Source organism: Methylobacter sp. sgz302048 (assembly GCF_052162025.1).
GTDB lineage: Bacteria > Pseudomonadota > Gammaproteobacteria > Methylococcales > Methylomonadaceae > Methylobacter.
Genome location: NZ_CP197401.1, coordinates 2,619,911 through 2,639,916 on the forward strand (window position 1 = coordinate 2,619,911; position 20,006 = coordinate 2,639,916).

Annotated in this window: 19 protein-coding genes; 1 reads left to right on the forward strand and 18 read right to left on the reverse strand. The window is 46.9% G+C overall.

Going from position 1 to position 20,006, the window contains the following annotated elements; all coding sequences use genetic code 11:
- Window positions 1–30: 30 nt before the first annotated feature.
- The 7 genes from nqrF to ACTNE6_RS11940 form a co-directional block, all read right to left on the reverse strand.
- Entirely contained in the window at window positions 31–1,251 is a 1,221-nt protein-coding gene (nqrF, locus tag ACTNE6_RS11910) for an NADH:ubiquinone reductase (Na(+)-transporting) subunit F (protein WP_228779067.1), read from the reverse strand.
- Window positions 1,252–1,263: 12 nt separating this feature from the next.
- Window positions 1,264–1,872: an NADH:ubiquinone reductase (Na(+)-transporting) subunit E gene (gene nqrE, locus ACTNE6_RS11915; protein WP_027157411.1), complete on the reverse strand. Its 609-nt coding sequence runs from the start codon at window positions 1,870–1,872 to the stop codon at window positions 1,264–1,266.
- Window positions 1,872–2,552: an NADH:ubiquinone reductase (Na(+)-transporting) subunit D gene (locus tag ACTNE6_RS11920; RefSeq protein WP_194970090.1), complete on the reverse strand. Its 681-nt coding sequence runs from the start codon at window positions 2,550–2,552 to the stop codon at window positions 1,872–1,874. The genes nqrE and ACTNE6_RS11920 overlap by 1 nt, the downstream gene beginning before the upstream one ends.
- Window positions 2,549–3,400, reverse strand: a complete 852-nt coding sequence (locus ACTNE6_RS11925; RefSeq protein ID WP_442496867.1) for a Na(+)-translocating NADH-quinone reductase subunit C — start codon at window positions 3,398–3,400, stop codon at window positions 2,549–2,551. Before ACTNE6_RS11925 ends, ACTNE6_RS11920 begins: the two co-directional genes overlap by 4 nt.
- A complete protein-coding gene (locus ACTNE6_RS11930; protein ID WP_194970092.1) occupies window positions 3,393–4,592 on the reverse strand; it encodes an NADH:ubiquinone reductase (Na(+)-transporting) subunit B in 1,200 nt (399 codons plus the stop codon). The genes ACTNE6_RS11925 and ACTNE6_RS11930 overlap by 8 nt, the downstream gene beginning before the upstream one ends.
- A complete protein-coding gene (locus ACTNE6_RS11935; protein WP_442496868.1) occupies window positions 4,592–5,947 on the reverse strand; it encodes a Na(+)-translocating NADH-quinone reductase subunit A in 1,356 nt (451 codons plus the stop codon). The genes ACTNE6_RS11930 and ACTNE6_RS11935 overlap by 1 nt, the downstream gene beginning before the upstream one ends.
- 310 nt (window positions 5,948–6,257) lie before the next feature.
- A complete protein-coding gene (locus ACTNE6_RS11940) occupies window positions 6,258–7,865 on the reverse strand; it encodes a protein adenylyltransferase SelO (RefSeq protein WP_442496869.1) in 1,608 nt (535 codons plus the stop codon).
- Window positions 7,866–8,785: 920 nt separating this feature from the next.
- Here ACTNE6_RS11940 and ACTNE6_RS11945 point away from each other — a divergent pair.
- On the forward strand, window positions 8,786–9,925 hold the full coding sequence (locus tag ACTNE6_RS11945) for a D-alanyl-D-alanine carboxypeptidase family protein (RefSeq protein WP_370526983.1): 1,140 nt from the start codon (window positions 8,786–8,788) through the stop codon (window positions 9,923–9,925).
- Window positions 9,926–10,220: 295 nt separating this feature from the next.
- Here ACTNE6_RS11945 and galE read toward each other — a convergent pair whose 3' ends face one another.
- The 11 genes from galE to ACTNE6_RS12000 all read right to left on the reverse strand — a co-directional run bounded on the left by galE (window position 10,221) and on the right by ACTNE6_RS12000 (window position 19,994).
- Window positions 10,221–11,270 carry a UDP-glucose 4-epimerase GalE gene (galE, locus tag ACTNE6_RS11950; protein ID WP_442496870.1) on the reverse strand — a complete coding sequence of 350 codons (1,050 nt, stop codon included), beginning with the start codon at window positions 11,268–11,270 and terminating at the stop codon, window positions 10,221–10,223.
- A gap of 15 nt (window positions 11,271–11,285) precedes the next feature.
- Window positions 11,286–12,128, reverse strand: coding sequence for an HlyC/CorC family transporter (locus ACTNE6_RS11955; protein ID WP_442496871.1), 843 nt, complete (start codon window positions 12,126–12,128; stop codon window positions 11,286–11,288).
- Window positions 12,125–12,586, reverse strand: coding sequence for an rRNA maturation RNase YbeY (gene ybeY, locus ACTNE6_RS11960; protein ID WP_442496872.1), 462 nt, complete (start codon window positions 12,584–12,586; stop codon window positions 12,125–12,127). The genes ACTNE6_RS11955 and ybeY overlap by 4 nt, the downstream gene beginning before the upstream one ends.
- Complete coding sequence (locus ACTNE6_RS11965) at window positions 12,586–13,557, reverse strand: PhoH family protein (protein ID WP_442496873.1); 972 nt, start codon at window positions 13,555–13,557, stop codon at window positions 12,586–12,588. Before ACTNE6_RS11965 ends, ybeY begins: the two co-directional genes overlap by 1 nt.
- A 12-nt stretch (window positions 13,558–13,569) precedes the next feature.
- Window positions 13,570–14,925, reverse strand: a complete 1,356-nt coding sequence (gene miaB, locus ACTNE6_RS11970; RefSeq protein ID WP_442496874.1) for a tRNA (N6-isopentenyl adenosine(37)-C2)-methylthiotransferase MiaB — start codon at window positions 14,923–14,925, stop codon at window positions 13,570–13,572.
- Window positions 14,926–15,142: 217 nt separating this feature from the next.
- Window positions 15,143–16,345, reverse strand: coding sequence for a glycolate oxidase subunit GlcF (glcF, locus tag ACTNE6_RS11975; RefSeq protein WP_442496875.1), 1,203 nt, complete (start codon window positions 16,343–16,345; stop codon window positions 15,143–15,145).
- Entirely contained in the window at window positions 16,346–17,407 is a 1,062-nt protein-coding gene (gene glcE / locus ACTNE6_RS11980) for a glycolate oxidase subunit GlcE (protein ID WP_442496876.1), read from the reverse strand.
- Window positions 17,408–17,410: 3 nt separating this feature from the next.
- Window positions 17,411–17,851: a CsiV family protein gene (locus ACTNE6_RS11985; protein ID WP_442496877.1), complete on the reverse strand. Its 441-nt coding sequence runs from the start codon at window positions 17,849–17,851 to the stop codon at window positions 17,411–17,413.
- Between the two features lie 212 nt (window positions 17,852–18,063).
- Window positions 18,064–18,282 carry a hypothetical protein gene (locus ACTNE6_RS11990; RefSeq protein WP_442496878.1) on the reverse strand — a complete coding sequence of 73 codons (219 nt, stop codon included), beginning with the start codon at window positions 18,280–18,282 and terminating at the stop codon, window positions 18,064–18,066.
- Window positions 18,283–18,288: 6 nt separating this feature from the next.
- Window positions 18,289–18,615, reverse strand: a complete 327-nt coding sequence (locus ACTNE6_RS11995) for a DUF2845 domain-containing protein (protein WP_194970102.1) — start codon at window positions 18,613–18,615, stop codon at window positions 18,289–18,291.
- Between the two features lie 98 nt (window positions 18,616–18,713).
- Window positions 18,714–19,994, reverse strand: a complete 1,281-nt coding sequence (locus ACTNE6_RS12000) for an autotransporter strand-loop-strand O-heptosyltransferase (protein ID WP_442496879.1) — start codon at window positions 19,992–19,994, stop codon at window positions 18,714–18,716.
- Window positions 19,995–20,006: the final 12 nt, after the last annotated feature.

Consider the following 20,006-nt stretch of genomic DNA (forward strand, 5'->3'; position numbering starts at 1 on the left):
TATCCTTGCGGGAGAGATTCTATGTCTTACTTAACCGCCAAAGTCATCCAGGAAGATATTCTCTGGTTCAACGCCGTTTTCCAACAGCATGTTGATAACTGAGGAGTTCATGATTGGAGGTCCGCACATGTAGAACTCACAATCTTCAGGCGCCGGATGGTTCTTTATGAAGTTTTCATAAAGCACATTATGAATAAAACCGGTATAACCTGTCCAGTTATCATCAGGCAATGGATCTGATAGAGCCACATGCCATTCAAAGTTATCATTTTCTCTGGCCAGCATATCGAAATCTTCCACATAGAACATTTCGCGTTTGCTTCGTGCGCCATACCAGAACGTCATCTTGCGTTTGGACTTCAGCCTGCGCAGTTGGTCAAAGATATGAGAACGCATAGGTGCCATACCTGCACCACCACCGATGAAGACCATTTCGGCATCGGTGTCTTTAGCGAAGAATTCGCCATAAGGACCGGAAACGATACATTTATCACCTGGCTTCAAATTAAAGATATAAGAAGACATGATACCTGGCGGTACGCTATCAGGAGCACCTGGAGGCGGTGTCGCAATACGCACGTTCAGCATAATCTCTTTCTCTTCAGGATAGGAAGCCATGGAATAAGCGCGCAAAGCCGGCTCTTTTACGTCGGAGACATAACGCCACAGGTTGTATTTATCCCAATCCTCATGGAATCTTTCTTCGATGTTGAAATCACTGTATTTAGCCACATGCGGAGGACACTCAATCTGAATGTAACCGCCTGCACGATACTTGATTTCTTCACCTTCAGGCAATTCCAGCACCAGCTCTTTAATGAAAGTCGCTACGTTGTGGTTGGATTTAACTGTGCATTCCCATTTCTTGACGCCGAAAACATCGTCTTCGACTTCAATTTCCATATTATTTCTAACCGTGACCTGACAGGAAAGACGCTCGCCTTCGGCCGCTTCACGTTTAGTAATATGCGATGTTTCAGTCGGCAGAATCTCACCGCCGCCTGAATGTACTTTTACCCGGCACTGAGCACAAGTACCGCCACCGCCGCACGCTGATGGTACGAACAAGCCGTTATCAGCCAATGCCGTTAACAATTTTGACCCCACAGGCACATGAATTTTCTTTTCATCATTGATCAGAATTTCAACGTCCCCGGAGGCAACCAGTTTATTTTTTGCGCCGATAATAACAAATACCAGCGCAATCACGATAACCGTGAAAATAATAATCCCTAATGCAATTTCCAGCATTATGCTACCTTCTTATAGTTGGATTCCAGAGAAAGCCATGAAGCCAAGCGACATCAGACCTGCAGTAATAAATGTGATACCCAAACCTTGTAAGCCGGCTGGAATATCACTGTATTTCAGTTTTTCGCGCACACCGGCAATAACCGTAATAGCCAATGCCCAGCCGAAACCACTGCCGATACCATAGGTAACACTTTCACCAAGGTTATAATCACGCTCAATCATGAACAAGCTTCCACCAAGAATAGCGCAGTTCACGGTAATCAACGGCAGGAAAATACCTAATGCCGAGTACAAGGCCGGGAAAAACTTGTCCAGAATCATTTCCAGAATCTGTACCAAGGCGGCAATCATACCGATACAGCTTAACAGCGCTAAAAAGCTCAAGTCCACGCCGGTAATGCCCATCCACGACAGCGCATCTTCTTTTAACAGCGTATGGTAAATAATATTGTTGGCAGGCACCGTAATGGTTTGCACAACCATTACCGCTATGCCCAATCCCATAGCCGTCGAAATTTTCTTAGAAACCGCCAGAAAAGTACACATGCCCAGGAAGAACGCAAGAGCCAGGTTTTCAATGAAAACCGCTTTTACAAATAAGCTAATGTAAGCTTCCATTAGTGATGCCCTCCTTCACCATGAGCAATCGACATGATTTTGAAATCAGCCTTTTCAGCTTGCTCAGGTTTGAATTGACGAATAGCCCAGATAATCAAGCCAATGATAAAAAACGCGCTAGGAGGCAACAGCATTAAACCGTTAGGATCATACCAGCCGCCGTCTTTTGATAAATGGAATACTTCAAAGCCCAATAATTTACCTGAACCCAGAGTCTCTCTAAAGAAAGCCACAGTGACAAGAATCAAGCTGTAACCCAAACCGTTACCGATGCCATCCATAAAGCTTGCTAAAGGCGGATTTTTCATCGCATACGCTTCAGCGCGTCCCATAACGATACAGTTGGTGATAATCAAACCCACGAATACGGACAATTGCTTACTTACTTCGAAAGCAAATGCTTTCAGAATTTGATCAACCACGATTACCAAAGACGCAATAATGATCATCTGCACGATAATACGTATACTGCTTGGAATATGGTTTCTGATGGCACTGATCGCCGCGCTTGAACAGGCCGTTACGGATGTCAGCGCGAGCGCCATGATCAGCGATGTAGACATCTGAGATGTGACCGCCAAAGCAGAACAAATCCCCAGAACCTGCAACGTAATCGGATTGTTATTGACCAATGGTTCGGTCAATACTTTTTTTGTTTCGCCAGTTAATACTGCACTCATGATTTATTCTCTCCAGCCTTTCTTACTTTATTTAAATACGGCGCAAAACCTTCATTGCCCATCCAGTATTTAATAAGATTGCTTACACCATTACTTGTTAAAGTCGCGCCGGCCAAACCGTCCACTTGGTATTCAGATCCCGGTTTATTCTTGTCCACTACACCTTTGACCAAACCTAAAGCAGGCTCTCCGGATGTAGAATAAACTTTTTTACCGTTCCACAAGGCACGCCAGTTAGGATTTACAACTTCACCGCCCAGGCCCGGTGTTTCGGCTTGATCATAAAAGTTAATGCTTTGTACAGTTTGTCCATCAGCCGCCAAGGAAATAAATCCGTACAGCGTCGACCACAAGCCATAACCATTCACAGGCAGAATGATAGATTGAATATTATCGCCGTTTTTGACTAAGTAAACTTTAGCAATTTTGGCTTTTGCACGAATGTGCGCAATGTCTTTATCAGCAGGGATAGCGATACTTTGCGCAGGATCTTTTGCTGCTTTACGTTGATCGTAAGTAGCTACATCCATATTTTCTACATAATCGCCCGTTTCAATATCAACCAGTTTGGCTTCAATCTGTTCCTCGAAAGCTTTGTCGATATCAGTATCGGCTTCCAATAAGCCCGCTACATCAAGAATATTCTTCTTCATGTCGAGTTCTTTATTGCCGAATTGCAATGGCTTCAACGCGACAGCCGCGAATGCCACCAAAACTGCGCAGAACAAACACAGTGACAATGCGATAGCGATAGTTTTTTCCAAACTATCATTGCTCAGTGCCAGAATTTTGTCGCGGTAAACTTTAAATTTTTCGTAATGTTCACATTTTTTAACTGCGTTAGGCATGACGTTTCACCCTTCTTCTAATGTTTGCCTGAACGACAAAATAATCAATGATTGGTGCAAACATATTGGAAAACAGAATCGCCAGCATCATGCCTTCAGGGAAAGCAGGATTGATGACGCGAATGATCACTACCATCACACCAATTAATAGTCCATATACCCACCGGCCTGTGTCAGTACCAGCTGCTGTTACGGGATCAGTTGCCATATAAACAGTACCAAAAGCAAAGCCACCTAAAACCAGATGCCAATACCAAGGTAACGCAAACATCGGATTAGTTTCGCTGCCTACGATGTTCAACAACAACGATGACGCTATCATGCCGATCATGACACCTGCCATGATTCTCCAAGATGCCACACGTGTATAAAGCAGGAATGCAGCGCCGAGCAGAATAGCAAAAGTAGATGTCTCGCCCATAGAGCCAGGAATAAAGCCAAAGAAAGCCTGCAGCCAGCCATACCCTTCTTTAATCGCTTCAACGCCGCCTGCTGATGCAAGGCTCAAAGGCGTTGCCGCAGTAAAACCGTCTACAGCGACCCATACTGAATCACCTGACATGGAAGCAGGGTAAGCGAAGAACAAAAATGCACGACCAGTTAATGCGGGGTTTAGAAAGTTTTTGCCGGTGCCACCGAATACTTCCTTGCCGATAACAATACCGAATGAAATGCCCAGGGCAACCTGCCATAAAGGAATCTCAGGAGGCAGAATCAATGAATACAACATTGATGAAACCAGGAAGCCTTCGTTGACTTCATGTCCACGCACTGTGGCAAACAAAACTTCCCAAATACCGCCGACAGCCAGTGTCACAATGTAGACAGGCAGGAAGTACAAAGCGCCATGTACCAAGCATGACAATGGATTATATGGGCTGTACCCGAATATCATCATGGGAATACTGCGCCAGTTATCCGCCTTTTCTAGTCCCATTGTTTCCATAGCCACGTTGGCTTGATAGCCTGTGTTATAGAAAGCCATCAAAATACAGAAAAATGTTGCTATCACAACAAAAGTCATGGTCCGTTTCAGGTCATTACCGTCACGAACATGCGTTGTGCCACGTGTTACATCAGAGGGTGTATAAATGAAAGTATCCACCATCTCATAGAGACCGTAGTACTTTTCAAACCTGCCGCCTTTTGTAAAATGCGGCTCTATGCTATCTAAGAAATCTCTAGCCGACATTATCCTTCCTTCTCAATTTTAGTTAAATTCGCTCTCAGTACGGGACCGAAATCATGTTTGCCCGGATCGACAAAAGTTAACAAGGACATATCTTCCTCATTAAGTTCCAGACAGCCCAATAATTGAGCCTGATCCGTATCGCCTACCACCAGTGATTTCACTAATGGCGTAGGTAAGATATCCAGGGGCATCACGGTCTCATAAATGCCGACAGGAACAATCGCCCGGTTGCTGCCATTTTTGCTTGTTGTTAATGGAAACTTGCGGCCGGTTTTGCGATCAACGCTTGAGGTATAAACATCCAGCGCAGAGTATTTATCTTTACCAGGAACAATCCAGCCGAATAATTCACGCGCACGGCCTTCTTGCAGTGCTGAAACCTGATTACTGTAATAACCTAAATAGGCAGCCCAATCTGCTGCTCTGTGTCCATATAAGACAGAACCTGAAACCACGCGGCTTTCAACGCTCTCATCCAACTCACCGGCAACCAGGTCCTCGGTATTAGCACCGACACGGGTACGAATCAGTCTTGGATTTTTGACGGTTGGCCCCGCTAATGACACAACTCTTTCAACATTCAGCTTGCCGGTTGTAAACAACGCGCCAATTGCCATCACGGCCTGGTAATCCAGATGCCAGACGAACTTTTCCGCATTGACAGGATCGATAAAGTGGATATGCGTGCTAGGCAACCCTGCAGGATGCGGACCTGAAAACTCAGCAACAACCACTGAAGGCGTATTGCCTGTGGTGATATCGGCGCCGGTAGCCTTGCAAACATAGGTTTTACCGGCCGTCAGCTTGGAAACAACAGCTAATCCATTGGCAAAATCATTGCCGCGCGCCTTAATGATAACGACGGGATCAGCCGCTAAAGGGCTGGTATCGATCGCCGTTACGAAAATGGAATGAGGTGTACTATCAATCGCTGGAATTTTTCCATACGGACGTGTACGCAAGGACGTCCACAGGCCTGATGCCAACAGATTTTCTTTAACTTGTTCCGCTGTTAAATCATTTAACTTGGACTCTTCATATTTTGTGAATGACTCTTCCGCATTTCCTTGCAGTTCAATCACAACAGATTGTAAAGCCCGTTTAGCACCCCGATTGATGACTTTCACAACGCCCGCTCCAGGCGAAGTAAAATTAACGCCAGGATTTTTCTTGTCACTGAAGAGTATCTGGCCTAGTTTGACCGTATCCCCTTCACTGACCATCATAGTAGGCTTCATGCCTACATAATCCATCCCCAGGACGGCAACGGACCCAACCTCATTGCCATCCTCAATAACTTGTTTGGGCCCCCCAGTTATGGGCAAGTCCAAACCTTTTTTAATAGTAAATTGCATAGTTAATAAGCCTATTCTCCAAGCAATGCTGTAAAACTTTCCCCCTATTTTAAGAACGGCAAAACAAGAGGCATATTAAGACATAAAACAGCGGCATTACACCATAAAATCAAGCTTTTCTCAACAAAGACCGACTGATACTGTATGCTTTTATTGCACAATATAATCAAATTATTTTTGTATATTAGAATATATTAAAATACAAATTCCATTACATATACCCTCTTGTTTTCCCGATGTTAATGTTATGTTATAAACCCATTACAAACCGCTAAAACACCTAAAAGCCAATAGAACCGATCCACCTTGCCTATGAACTGCATGATAACATCGAACAACCGGCACGTTTCCTTGCCCAATCCGGACGCTTTGCAGCAAACGCTTCCTTACCGACCTGTTCATCATACGGATGCCGCAGCAACTGCAGTAACTCATCAATCATTGAATAGTCGCCCTGCCCGGCTTTGTCGATAGCCAATTGAGCCATGTAATTTCGCAGCACATACTTAGGATTGACGGAATTCATGCGCACTCTTCTATTCTGATCCGGCGTTTCTTCCTTCTGGATTCGCCGCATGTAATTTCTTAACCAATGACCAATGCGCTCTCTATATTGAGGGGTTAATTGCTCCGGCACATAATAAGCTTCCATCAGCGGCATTATCAGTGTTTCATCGCTGACATCCTCAGGCGGTCTATTATCGATCTTCATCGTGGCCAGCTTGCGATAGAAAATAGTCATATCCGTTTCAACCAACTGTAATATAGCCAATAATTCCGTGCTTAATGAATTGTCAAAGGCTCTCAAGCCCAACTTACTGGCCATCATATCCCGCCAGCCTTTCTCAAAGCTTTCAGCATAAACATTGATCGCCTGTTGCATCAGATCAGCTTGTTCGATCAACGGATAAATGGCATTGGCCAATTGCGCCAGATTCCAGAAGGCGATCTGCGGCTGATTGCCGAAACGATAACGGCGCACTGAGACATCGGTCGTGTTGGGCGTCCAGTCAGGATCATAATCCTCCAACCAACCATAAGGCCCATAGTCAATAGTGAGCCCGAGGATAGACATATTGTCAGTATTCATGACGCCGTGAACGAATCCCACACGCTGCCAGTGCACAATCATCTCGGCTGTCTTGCGGCAGACTTCTTCAAACCAGGCCAGATAAACCGCTGGCGAAGGCTCGCCTAAATGCGGAAAGTCAGTTCGAATCGTGTAATTCACCAACTCTTTAAGCAGTTTGATATCACCGCGCGCTGTACAAATCTGAAAACTGCCGAAACGCGTAAAGGAAGGGGCCACCCGGCACACGACAGCTCCCGGCTCAGCCTTTGGATTGCCGTCATAGAACATATCCCGAATCACGCTTTCACCGGTCAATGTCAAACTCAAAGCCCGCGTGGTCGGCACACCCAGATGATGCATAGCCTCGCTGCACAAAAATTCGCGTACTGACGAGCGCAGTACAGCCAGACCGTCCGCCGTACGCGAGTATGGCGTAGGGCCGGCGCCTTTGAGTTGCAAAATCAACCGCTGTCCTTGACGATTGAGGACCTCGCCCAGATTGATAGCCCGCCCATCGCCCAGTTGCCCTGCCCAATTACCGAATTGGTGCCCACCATAACAGGTTGCATAGGGCTCCATGCCCACCGACAATCTGTTGCCTGTAAATACCTCAGCAAAATAATCCGATTCGCAAACTTCCGGAGTCAAATCCAGCCGATCTGCAACTTCTCTGGAATAGGCAATCAGTTTTGGCTTGACGACCTTAGCCGGCAACACACGGGAATAACAGGCGCCAATTACCTGACGGCGATTATTTGAAACATCAGGGTCGCCAGGCAACTCGCGGATAAAACGATTATCAAACAGCAACGCATCAAGGTGAGTAATTTTTGGCATGGAATTCATATTGAAATATCAATCGCAAAAAAGAAAAAAGAATCATGAACTTTTCTAATTATTTTTTCTTACAAAATTAAAAACATAAGCTATTTTATTGAATATTAATAATATTTAAAAATAACTTATTGCTTGCAATAGCAATAATTTTAGAAATCGTCCTTGATCTGAATACCTGTAAAATCCACAAATTTTGTGCAGACAGAATTAAAGAATATGCTTATATGATCAATTAGGCATGAACCTTAAGAAATTCTTGACATTAAACTCATAATTAATTGAGGCCGCGCATTATCTTTGTAAAGAATATTAACGATAATCTAATAACAACGCGGATTTTTGTAATTATGCAAACAATGCATACAATTGCATTGCTCTCAGGAAGCGCGTAACTCTTCATTAAATGAAAAGTTAGTATAAAATTATGTTAACTTCGTCACCATTCCTTACTCATAGTGAACTAATACTTGGAAATTAGTTAAACATCGCGTGACATACATTAACTCACAGGCACGCCGCTAAGATAAATTAAATATACCTTATTGTTTTTACGGGCATTTTCTAATAAAAAAAATGCACTTAACCGGAAATTTCAAGCCAATTCCGGCGGTGATATATAGTTCACTTGGGATTTGGCTAAAAATTACTTCCTAAAATTTGAATCTTGCATAGGATTTGCTGACCAAGAGTAGGCGCTTTAAGCGACGCAGTGAAGCGCATTACTCGCGGACAATGCGCCTCCTTTCGGCTGCGCTCAGGATAGGCCTTACGCCGGCACATCCTGCTATTAATCAGGGAAATTATTTACGACCGAATCCTTGGTATAATGTGGATTCAAATTTCACTTATATTATCGATTAGTAAAAGCAACTCGCAACCATGCGTTAACTATTGATTTCATTAAAAAACCAGATTCTCTATTACTAAACGTGAAATTTATTCGACTTATTTTATTGCCATTCCTTTTGTTTTTCGTATCTGAAATCAGTTACGGACGACATTCCGCCATTGTTATCGATGCCGATAACGGCAACATATTGCACGAAGTAGAGGCCAACCAGCGCTGGTTCCCGGCATCCCTGACAAAAGTCATGACACTTTACATGACATTTGATGCTTTAAAAGAAGGGCAAATTAGTCTGCATGATACTTTGACTGCTTCCTGGCATGCGGCACGGCAGCCTAACAGCAAACTAGGCCTGAGGCAGGGAGAGACATTGACTGTCAGGGATGCTATCTTAGCCGTAATCACACGCTCGGCGAATGACGCAGCGGTCGTTCTTGGCGAAGAGCTGGGAGGAACCGAAGAAAACTTCGGTGCAATGATGACTGCAAAAGCACGCTCATTAGGCATGAGCAGCACTCGATTCATGAATGCGACCGGGCTTCCTAATGATTTGCAAGTCACCACCTCGCGGGATCTTGCGATTTTGGCATGGCGGATCCAGCGCGATTTTCCTGTTTATTATCAATTTTTTTCTGCTCAAAGTTTCGATTACAAGGGCACCACTTTGCGCAGCATCAATGCTTTCGTGAAGAATTATCCTGGCGCTGAAGGCATGAAGACCGGCTTTACCTGCGGATCGGGCTATAACCTGATGGCATCAGCGCATCAGAATGGTCAACGACTGATCGGCGTAGTATTAGGAGGAATGACCAGCAAGGAACGCTATCAGCTAATGACTCAGATCATGGATGCCAGCTTTGCCAAAAGATTTAGCGATAATCCATCAAGAGATATTTATTCCATACAAACCAGCTCATTCAGCCCTCCGCCTTATCAACTTGGTTGCGGCAGCCACCGGGCGACATCAAGTCTGTTAGCGCAAGGCGACGACATTAGCAGGCATATAAGTCATGCCACGCACTCCAGAAAGACCCATCACATCAAGCGCGTGAACAAAGTCAAGCATACGAGAAAAGCCGCGCACATAAGCAAAACCAAAAGCGCTGCCAAAACCAGAAAGGTAAGCAGAACCAAAACCGCTTCTAAAGCAAAAAGCGCAACTAAAACAAAGACTGCGGCCAAAACAAAAAACGCGAGCAGAATCAGGAAAACAAATAGCTAGGTCCGCCCGCTGGAATTCGCAAGGAAGCGAAAAAAGTATCTATCAGGACTTACGCAGTCTGCCTGTTCAACTACCGCAACAAGCGGTTTTAAAACCTGTAGGGAGGGGCGGCTTCAGTCGCCCATTCGAGTATAAAAGGCGACTGAAGCCGCTCCCACAGGCTTGCGTAAGTCCTGTCTATTATGAGATCGCCCCTAAAGCAAGGGCTCGTAACACAGGTTCGGAAAGGTCGGATAAATAGAACGGATCAGTTTTGACGGAGCGTTAGTTCAGCAATGCATTAAGAATGCGAAACCTAAACATACCCTTGCGGATTTCTGCATTGCCAGTTCCAGGTATCTGCAACCATATCATCAAGATTTTTCTCTGCCTTCCAGCCAAGTTCTTTGTACGCCAACTCAGCATTGGCGAAATATTCGGGAAGATCCCCTGCTCTGCGCGGGCCGATTTTATAATTTACTTTCCGTCCCGTTACTGCTTCGAAAGTTTTTATAATGTCGAGAACGCTATAGCCTCTGCCCGTACCGAGGTTATAAGCCTTGCAGCCGCCTGACTTGAATTTTTCGCCCTGTAACGCTTCCAGCGCCTTGATATGGCCTTTAACCAGATCAACCACGTGAATATAATCTCTGACACCAGTACCGTCCCGGGTCGGATAATCATCGCCGAAGACGGATAACTGCGCCAATTTACCGATCGCCACTTGCGAAACGTAGGGCATCAGGTTATTGGGAATACCGTTGGGATCCTCGCCGATCAAACCGCTCTCGTGTGCACCGATCGGATTAAAATAGCGCAGCAAGGCAATTTTCCAGGGTGATTGCGCTCCGTTGATTGCATCGGCCGCCGACAGGTCGCGCAGAATCTCCTCAATCATGAGTTTGGATCGGCCGTAAGGATTGATCGCGCCCAGAGGAAAATCCTCGACATACTGCACAGAGGTAGATTCACCATAAACGGTCGCGGAAGAACTGAACACCAACTGCTTAACGTTGGCTTCGGCCATCGCTTCAGCCAGTACCATCGTGCCGTATACATTATTATGATAATAACTTAACGGCTGCCTGCACGACTCGCCCACGGCCTTTAATCCGGCAAAATGCATGACGGCGCCGATGGGTTCCCGGTCAAAAATTTCTGTTAATGCCTTCTTGTCACGAATATCGGCTTCGTAAAACTGTAGCGTTTTACCGGTTATTTGCTCCAGCCGGCGCAAAGGCTCCACTTTGCTATTGGATAAGTTATCGACGACGACAACCTGATAGCCGGCCGTAAGCAATTCAACACAAGCATGGCTGCCAATATAGCCAGTCCCGCCAGTGACCAATATCGTTTGTCCATTCATGCCTGCGACCTCTCGTTAGTCAATTTTTTTCAACTTTATTAAATGCAAGCGCCGATTATCGGCCCTGATCACTTCAAACCGCAGATTGTCTACAACCAGGCTTTCGCCTTTTTTAGGCATATGCTCCATCTGGCTGACAATGAATCCGCCAACGGTATCGTACTCGTCAGTTGCCAGGTGTGTGGAGAAATACTCATCGAATTCTTCTATCGGCGTTAAAGCTTTTATCATGAACTCGTTTTCATTACGCTGGGAGATATATCCTTCATCTTCCTCCTCATCATATTCGTCTTCGATTTCACCGACAATCTGCTCTAACACGTCTTCAATGGTGATCAAGCCTGCCGCCAAGCCGTATTCATCTATCACGATGGCCATATGATCTCGGTTAGTACGGAATTCTTTCAGTAAAACGTTCAGACGCTTGCTTTCCGGGACGAAATTGACCGGACGCATGATTTCTTCAACTTTAAGATGCTTATTCTGCAAGGCATGCGCCAAAAGATCTTTCGCCAATAAAATACCGACGACTTTGCTGCGGTCATCTTCAATAACCGGAAAACGTGAATGCGCTGATTCCAAAACCAGCGGAAAGATGGTGTTGAGCTCGGCATCGCGCGGCACTACTACCATTTGGATACGCGGTATCATGATATCCCTGACACGCATCTCAGATACTTGTAAAACCCCTTCAATCATGGACAAAGCATCGGTATCCAACAATCGTTTTTCCCTAGCTTCTCTCAAAATTTCAAGAAGGTCATCCAGATCCTGCGGCTCCCCGGTCAGCAGATGGCTTATTTTATCAACCCAACTCTTCTGCGGGGAGTTTCTACTTGGGGGTTGCTCATCATTCATGTTTTTATCACCTCAATATAAGGATTATTTATATTCAATTTTTTGAGAATTTCTATCTCTTTGCCTTCCATCAGTTCGGCTTCGTCATCATCAATGTGGTCATAGCCCAACAAATGCAATACACCGTGCACAACAATATGCGCCCAATGGTGACCTAGCGGCTTATGCTGTTCGCTCGCCTCCCTGACCACAACCGGCGCACAAATCACCAGATCGCCCAACAAATTCAATTCAATGCCATCCGGCACTTCAAACGGAAAACTGAGAATGTTGGTAGGCCCTTTTTTATGACGGTATTGTTCGTTGAGCAGAGCGCTTTCCGCCTCATCGACAATACGGATGACAATTTCGGTGTCCTGATTGACATCTTCAAGCGCTGCATCAACCCATGCCTGAATTTGCGCCTCATCCGGCTGGCCTTCCGATTCAAAAACGCGCTGGATGTCTATCTGGTTCATCAATTCGCCTTGTGCTTGTTCTCATACGTTTCATAAGCAGAAACGATACGTTGCACCAGGGGATGCCGTACGACATCCCTCGCATTGAAAAAAGTAAAGCTGATGCCTTCAACATCCTTCAAAACCTCAAGCACATGCCTTAAGCCGGACATTTTTTCGGAAGGCAAATCAATTTGCGTCACATCGCCCGTCACTACGGCAGTCGAGCCGAAACCGACACGGGTCAAAAACATCTTGATCTGTTCCGTAGTCGTATTTTGCGCCTCGTCCAGAATAATGAACGCATCGTTGAGCGTCCGGCCGCGCATAAACGCCAGCGGAGCCACTTCGATAACGCCGCGGTCGATCATTTTTTCAACACGCTCAAAACCGAGCATTTCATACAGGGCATCATAAAGAGGGCGCAAATACGGATCGACTTTTTGCGCCATATCGCCGGGCAGGAAGCCGAGTTTCTCGCCGGCTTCCACGGCTGGACGCACCAGGATGATTTTTCTGACCTTCTCGGTTTGCAGCGCTTCAACCGCACAGGCTACAGCCAGATAGGTCTTGCCGGTCCCGGCAGGACCGACGCCGAAGTTGATGTCATGCGACATAATTTTTCGCAGATAATCCTGTTGATTGGCTCCTCGGCCTTTCAAGATGCCGCGCTTGGTCTTGATCAGGACATTCGGTTTATCCGGCTCTTCAGGCGCCGCCAGAATCTGTTCTATAGAAGCGTCCTGCATGGCCAGATGGATCAATTCGGATGTCAGCGGTTCTCTTTCAGTGCTTTCGAACAATTTCTGCATGACTGCGCAAGCCGCTTTTACTGAACTGTCAACGCCGGTCACTTTGAAATGGTTACCGCGATTGGCGATTTCAACCTGAAGGCGGGCTTCAATCTGCCGCAAATGAGAATCGAACTGACCACAAAAATTAGAGAGCCTGACGTTATCGGCAGGCAACAGGGTAATTTCCTGAGTTGTCATAACAGTCAATAATTAATTGTGTTGGATAATTTTATCGACAGAAGTATCCACAATACGTCCTCGCAAAGAGTTGGCCAGCGCTTCGGTAATCAATACATCGACAAACTGCCCTGCCAATCTGGGATGGGCAATGAAATTGACGACGCGGTTATTTTCGGTTCTGCCTTGCATCTGTAACGGGTTCTTTTTTGATTGTCCTTCGACTAAAACGGTCTGCACGGAATTGACCATGCTATCTGAAATCGCGGCAGCCATCTCATTGATGCGCTGCTGAAGGCGGTCGAGACGCTGTTTTTTAACTTCCTCAGACACATCATCAGGCATATCGGCTGCTGGTGTTCCGGGGCGCTGGCTATAAACGAAACTATACGATAAATCGAAACCGATTTCTTCGATAAGCGTCATAGTTTCTTCAAATTCAGCCTCGGTTTCACCCGGGAAACCGACAATAAAATCCGAAGACAGATAAATATCAGGCCTTGCTTCGCGCAATTTGCGAATTTTTTCGATGTAATCGGCGCGCGTGTAGCCACGCTTCATCAGCTTTAATATGTGATCGCTGCCGCTTTGCACGGGCAAATGCAGATGATCGACGAGCTTCGGGATTTCAGCAAACGCTTCAATCAGGCTGTCGGTAAATTCAGCCGGATGAGATGTCGTAAAGCGGATGCGGTCTATGCCGTCCACGGCCGCGACATAGTGCAGCAATAAAGCGAAATCGGCGATATCGCCATCATCCATCTCGCCGCGATAGGCGTTGACATTCTGGCCCAACAGATTGATCTCGCGCACGCCCTGCGCTGCCAGTGCTGTGATTTCGGCAATCACATCATTCAAAGGCCGGCTGATTTCTTCTCCGCGCGTATAGGGAACTACGCAGTAAGTACAATACTTGCTGCAACCCTCCATAACAGACACGAACGCTTTCGGCCCTTCGGCTCTGGGTTCGGGCAAGGCATCGAATTTCTCTATTTCGGGGAATGACACATCAACCACGCGTTCATGTTTCGTGCGTGCTTGTTCAAGCAACTGCGGCAGACGGTGCAGGGTTTGCGGACCAAAGACGATATCGACATAAGGCGCGCGTTTCTGAATGGCGGCCCCTTCCTGGCTGGCTACGCAACCGCCGACACCGATAATGACATCGGGACGCTTGTCTTTAATTTTGCGCCATTTGCCTAAGGCTGAAAATACTTTTTCCTGTGCTTTCTCGCGTATCGAACAGGTATTGAGCAATAAAACATCGGCCTGTTTCGGATCATCTGTCAGTTCAAGACCGTGTGAAGCCTTAAGTACATCCCGCATTTTATCGGAATCATACTCATTCATTTGACAACCATTGGTCTGAATATAAAGTTTTTGAGTCATATTTTGTATTGGTAAATCACCCGGAAATAAAAAGCCCGGAATCAACCCGGCTTTATTTTGCGATGAAACGGCGATTCATGCGCCCGATAATAAAAAAACCCTTGAACATTAACAAGAGCTTAACGAAAAGCGGACATTATAACCTGAATAGCGTTTAAACAAGAAACTCGTACCATGACCAATCATCGTTCCGGATTCAATTACCTTTTAAGACTATTTAGCAAAGCAACAATTCAATCCAATGCAACACCTTTCCGGAGCCGGCCGATTGCAGATGGTTCAGGCAGCCTATGTTGGCCGTCACAATGAGATCAGGCTCATTCGCCTGAAGCGCCTGCAGTTTATTATGCAATAATTGCCGGGATAAAGCCGGCTCCAGCAAGGAGTAAACACCCGCAGAACCACAGCAAAGATGCGCGTCGGCGACGGCCGTCAGCCGATAACCGACTTTTTCGAGTATCGCTTCCACAGTTCCGGTTATTTTTTGCCCGTGTTGTAGCGTGCAAGGCGATTGAAAGGCAACTTTTCTGCCATCGCCTTTAAATTGGGACAGGTCCTCCAACATTAGCACGACGCTGACATCCTTGACCAGTGCCGAAAATCGCATTGCTTTTTCAGCGTAATCATGGTCATGCCTTAATAACTCACCGTAATCTTGCACCATGACGCCGCAACCGCTCGCTGTCATGACAATGGCTTCCGCGCCTTGCTCAATATAAGGCCAGCAGGCATCGATGTTTTTACGCGCAAACGCCAGCGCTTTTTCATGATCGGACAAATGGTAATCCAAAGCGCCGCAGCAACCGGCTGCCCTCACTTGAATCAATGAAATACCCAGTTTATCCAGAACTCCGGCTGTTGCCGCATCAATTGACGGCGCCAGCGCTTGCTGCACACAGCCCGGCATGATCAGCATTTTCCGGGCATGAACCGCTTCAGGCCAATCAGGGACTTTTGTTCTGTCTGGGATTTTATTTTTTAGCGTTTGCGGCAAAACCGGCCTGATCAGCCGAACGCCATGCAGCAAAGCGCCGAAACGGTTCCGATAAGGCAAGACCGCTTTGATCAATCCCCGCAGTATTTTCTGCCCGGCTGCGCGCCCTACCCGCTCATCCAGCATAACCCGTCCCAGATCAAGCAAGCGTCCATAGCGAACACCCGAAGGACAGGTCGTCTCGCAGGACCGGCAACTCAGGCAGCGATCCAGATGCTGTTGCGTTATGCGCGTGACGGGCTCGCCTTCCAGCATCTGTTTTAACAGATAAATCCGCCCGCGCGGACCGTCGAGCTCATCGCCTAATAATTGATAAGTCGGACAGGTTGCATTACAAAAACCGCAATGCACGCAGGCGCGCAAGATCCCCTCCAGCTCGTCGTGCTCGGGCTTTTTCTTGACGAATTCGGCCAGATTAGTCTGCATTTACCAATCCCTGTACATTCTGTTCGGATTGAAGATGCCTGAGGGATCGAACGCCTGCTTTATGTTCCGGTTGAGCTCTTGCAGCTTGCCGCTTAACGGCTGAAAGACATCGCCGGTACGGTCCGTGCTTCGGAACAAAACCGCGTGCCCCTGCGCGTTTTCAGCAGCCGAAAAAACGCGTTGCGCCGGTTCTTCCGACTTCAACCAGCGCTGACCGCCGCCCCAGTCATAAAGCCAGGCGCCGGCCAGATCCAGTTCTGCGGCGGCGGGAGGCACGACGATGCGCCATAAGTTCATGTCGCCTTGAAAGAAATCAAGGCGCTGCTCGTTTAGATGCCGCCAAAACGAATGATCAGTCATAGCCTTATTGCCGCCCAGTTTACCGGCGGACGCTTTGACTGCTTTTTCGCCGCCGGATAACCTGACATATAAAATGCCGTCATAGTAACTTAAGCCGGAAACCGGCAGCGATTGCGAAGCCAGTTCCGTCATCTTACTGATCGCAGCGACAATATCCAGTTCGAAGCAGATCGTCTGTTCAAGCGCAGGCAACGGCAGCACTTTCAGGGAAACTTCCAACAACACGCCCAGCGTGCCCATGGCGCCGACCATCAGGCGCGATACATCGTAACCGGCCACATTTTTCATGACCTCGCCGCCGAACGATATGATTTCCGCCTTGCCGTTGATGAGCTTGCAACCCAGGACGAAATCCCGTGCCGCTCCGGTAAAAGGACGCCTCGGCCCGGACAGTCCGCAAGCGAGTGTCCCTCCCAAGGTTGCCTGATCCGAGAAATGCGGCGGTTCAAACGCCAGCATTTGGCCTTGTTCTGCCAGGGTTTGTTCTATCTCCGACAAGGGTGTGCCGGCGCGGGCGGTAATGATCAGCTCGGAAGGATGATAATTAACGATGCCTTGATGCTGCAGGGTACTTAACAGCAACCCTGCCGTTTCCCTGCCGAGAAAAGCCTTGCTGTTGCCGCCGACAATCTTCAAGGGTGTGCTGGCGTCAACAGCATGCCGGACGGCCTGCTGCAGAAATGCTTCACTTGTGCCCTGCATCTTCTATAGCTGGCTTACTTTGGCGACAACGCCGAATTTGGGATGATCCAGATAATGAACCTCGTTCAGTTTAATGCGTCTGTTTTCATTTAAGCGGTAAACAAGCGCTTCATTGTTAATCTGGGCGGGCGTGTATTCCAGGTCGACAACCAACTGCAGCGTCTGGCCGCGCTGGATGTGAACAAAGCCGTTCAATCCCCCTTCAGCGCTCTGGATATGAACAGGACTGCCCGATGCGCCTTCTGCAACGGTCTGAAGCCAGGCGACATGCATAACAGGCGTATAAACGGGATCTTTCGATAAGGCCGCATAAGCATTGCCAAGCGATAGCGTATCGGCTTTTTTATAAGCTGACAATTCAGTCAGGTCGGCCGGCCATTCAATTTGGCTCTCTGTTTGCTCAAATACCTCGGTATTAGGCATATTCTGAGCAAAAACTATCAATTCAATCTGATAATCATGAGGCTCGGCACAAATTTGGCTACTAAAGAAACTCAGCAATATAGCTAAGCCATAAGCCATCAGTTTTCCCATCCTTGCATTTCTATCATTCAATAGCGGCATTTATCAGTTTAATCCGAAAATGTTTTAACTAAATCGAAGATATTAAACCTATCGACAGTTTACATCCAGCCTGATGAATGTCTGCAAGGAATTTATTCCCCTTCTGCGGTCACTGATTTGACCACTCTTTTAGTGCCTCTGCCGATCGATTTGGCCGCATCGCGCGTGCCGTGGCCGATCTCTCGGGTCACATCGCGCGTAGTATGCCCTATGGTTCTGCCCGCTTCCTTAAACTCGGCGCATGCCGATAGATGCAGACAGCATGAAATGGCGATTAGTATTTTTTGAAAGTTTATAGCGGGCAGGATCATTTATTTTCAATAGCCACGCTCAAGGTCATTTATCTCTTTCAGTATGCCGTCCTCAAACAATAGGCGCTGCTTAAGCCGTCTCGGTCCGAAATTGTAAATCCACTCATGGATGATAACCTGCTGAAAGCCTTCAATTTCAAGCGAACCGCCCGGATGTCGTAAACGCTCTCCCCTATAGCCTATCCGCTCATCCATGTATTCGGGTTCGCCGCATTTTTGCAGAACCTCTGTCTCATGATCACCTCTCTCGATGACCCACTTCCCGCATCTCATGGCTGCATTGGCCGTGCCGGCAAAAATGAGAAAACCAAACAGCAGCAATATTTTTTTCATCCTGATTATCCATAAAGCTTAAAGGTAACTAATCTTAACTTCATCCGATGAACAGGAGATGAATAATCTCTACAAACCAGATCGGTTCAGACTATTCCTCAAACGGTATTGCACCCGTTTGGCCTGAGCGCATGCCCGGCTTTTTGGAGAGCCGATATAACCTGTTCCGCAGTGATGCTTGTTGTACATTCGAATGCTCTGGCCGTATTTTTATGGTCCGGGCACCAGTTCCAGTCGCCGGGATCGAGTCTGTACCTGTTGAAACATCCGCTGCATACCGGCTCATCCGGGGAAATCCTGATGCAGTCTTTCATTTCGGAATAAGGATATGAAAATCCGCTAATCAGACAAGTCGGACATCCGACAGCCCAGGACAGCCAGCTTAGCCCGCTGCCGATTCCTATAAACAGCTTTGCATGCTTCAGATAATTGATAATCTGTTCGAGAGGACCTTCCGGAATATAAATAATTCCATCCGGCGCTTTATTGTTCATGTGCTCATGCCCCTCTTTCGACAAAAGCACGACCTGATAGCCGCTATCATTCAGAACCCGGACGGTTTTCTCCCATCCCGTCCTGTTATTCCAGTACTTGGCCTGGGCTGTGGAATGAACGGCAATGCAGACATAGTCCTGAGCCATGGGCCGAGGCAAATCCACTTCTTTGATGCGAGGCCGGTTGCCTGAATAATCCAGGCCGAGAATGTCGGAAGCCGTTTCGCCCAAAGGTTGTTCACGAAAATTTCTGACATTCTTGTTGTAATCGATATTCCCATAGGCATCATAAAACCATCCGAGACGATACATGGCATACAAGTCACTCACGACTACGCCGGGTTCAACGAATTCAATTTCAGGATATTTTTCCGCGAACAAATCGTTCATAAAGGTCGAACAGACCATTTGGCACGCATGTTTTTCCCTGAATTCTTCTACTGAATGCAGCCATGCCAGCGTATCGCCCAGTGCTTTAGATTCCAAGGCAATATAGACTCTCTGGTCTTTACAATCATAAACATGACTGAATACCTGGGCATTATCGGATTTTCTGAAAATATTGATTTTCCATTTCGTAAAATAGCTTCGCGCTGTGCGAATCCATTGGTTGTTCTGTATTACGCCCTGATGCACGACTTCATCGTTTGCCGTATCAATAAACTGCACTAAATAGAATTCATGAACGTTGCCAATTATTTCGATCGACGCACCGTCAATAAAACTGAAGCGGCAGATATTCACCGGCAATTCTTTCCGGAAATTGAATTGTTTTTTGCGTTTGCTTTTGCCCATAGTGAACAAATCCGGCGATTGTTGGGCGATTCGACAGCGACCTCTATCCGTGCTGTTTACAATGCTCTCGAACGCGAGAAAATGCGTCATCCGCGTTTGCAA

What these genes read in the sequence shown, in the direction of transcription:
- nqrF (WP_228779067.1), bottom strand. Translation starts at nt 1,251, where the DNA reads ATGCTGGAAATTGCATTAGGGATTATTATTTTCACGGTTATCGTGATT.
- nqrE (WP_027157411.1), bottom strand. Translation starts at nt 1,872, where the DNA reads ATGGAAGCTTACATTAGCTTATTTGTAAAAGCGGTTTTCATTGAAAAC.
- ACTNE6_RS11920 (WP_194970090.1), bottom strand. Translation starts at nt 2,552, where the DNA reads ATGAGTGCAGTATTAACTGGCGAAACAAAAAAAGTATTGACCGAACCA.
- ACTNE6_RS11925 (WP_442496867.1), bottom strand. Translation starts at nt 3,400, where the DNA reads ATGCCTAACGCAGTTAAAAAATGTGAACATTACGAAAAATTTAAAGTT.
- ACTNE6_RS11930 (WP_194970092.1), bottom strand. Translation starts at nt 4,592, where the DNA reads ATGTCGGCTAGAGATTTCTTAGATAGCATAGAGCCGCATTTTACAAAA.
- ACTNE6_RS11935 (WP_442496868.1), bottom strand. Translation starts at nt 5,947, where the DNA reads ATGCAATTTACTATTAAAAAAGGTTTGGACTTGCCCATAACTGGGGGG.
- ACTNE6_RS11940 (WP_442496869.1), bottom strand. Translation starts at nt 7,865, where the DNA reads ATGAATTCCATGCCAAAAATTACTCACCTTGATGCGTTGCTGTTTGAT.
- galE (WP_442496870.1), bottom strand. Translation starts at nt 11,270, where the DNA reads ATGAATGGACAAACGATATTGGTCACTGGCGGGACTGGCTATATTGGC.
- ACTNE6_RS11955 (WP_442496871.1), bottom strand. Translation starts at nt 12,128, where the DNA reads ATGAATGATGAGCAACCCCCAAGTAGAAACTCCCCGCAGAAGAGTTGG.
- ybeY (WP_442496872.1), bottom strand. Translation starts at nt 12,586, where the DNA reads ATGAACCAGATAGACATCCAGCGCGTTTTTGAATCGGAAGGCCAGCCG.
- ACTNE6_RS11965 (WP_442496873.1), bottom strand. Translation starts at nt 13,557, where the DNA reads ATGACAACTCAGGAAATTACCCTGTTGCCTGCCGATAACGTCAGGCTC.
- miaB (WP_442496874.1), bottom strand. Translation starts at nt 14,925, where the DNA reads ATGACTCAAAAACTTTATATTCAGACCAATGGTTGTCAAATGAATGAG.
- glcF (WP_442496875.1), bottom strand. Translation starts at nt 16,345, where the DNA reads ATGCAGACTAATCTGGCCGAATTCGTCAAGAAAAAGCCCGAGCACGAC.
- glcE (WP_442496876.1), bottom strand. Translation starts at nt 17,407, where the DNA reads ATGCAGGGCACAAGTGAAGCATTTCTGCAGCAGGCCGTCCGGCATGCT.
- ACTNE6_RS11990 (WP_442496878.1), bottom strand. Translation starts at nt 18,282, where the DNA reads ATGATCCTGCCCGCTATAAACTTTCAAAAAATACTAATCGCCATTTCA.
- ACTNE6_RS11995 (WP_194970102.1), bottom strand. Translation starts at nt 18,615, where the DNA reads ATGAAAAAAATATTGCTGCTGTTTGGTTTTCTCATTTTTGCCGGCACG.
- ACTNE6_RS12000 (WP_442496879.1), bottom strand. Translation starts at nt 19,994, where the DNA reads ATGACGCATTTTCTCGCGTTCGAGAGCATTGTAAACAGCACGGATAGA.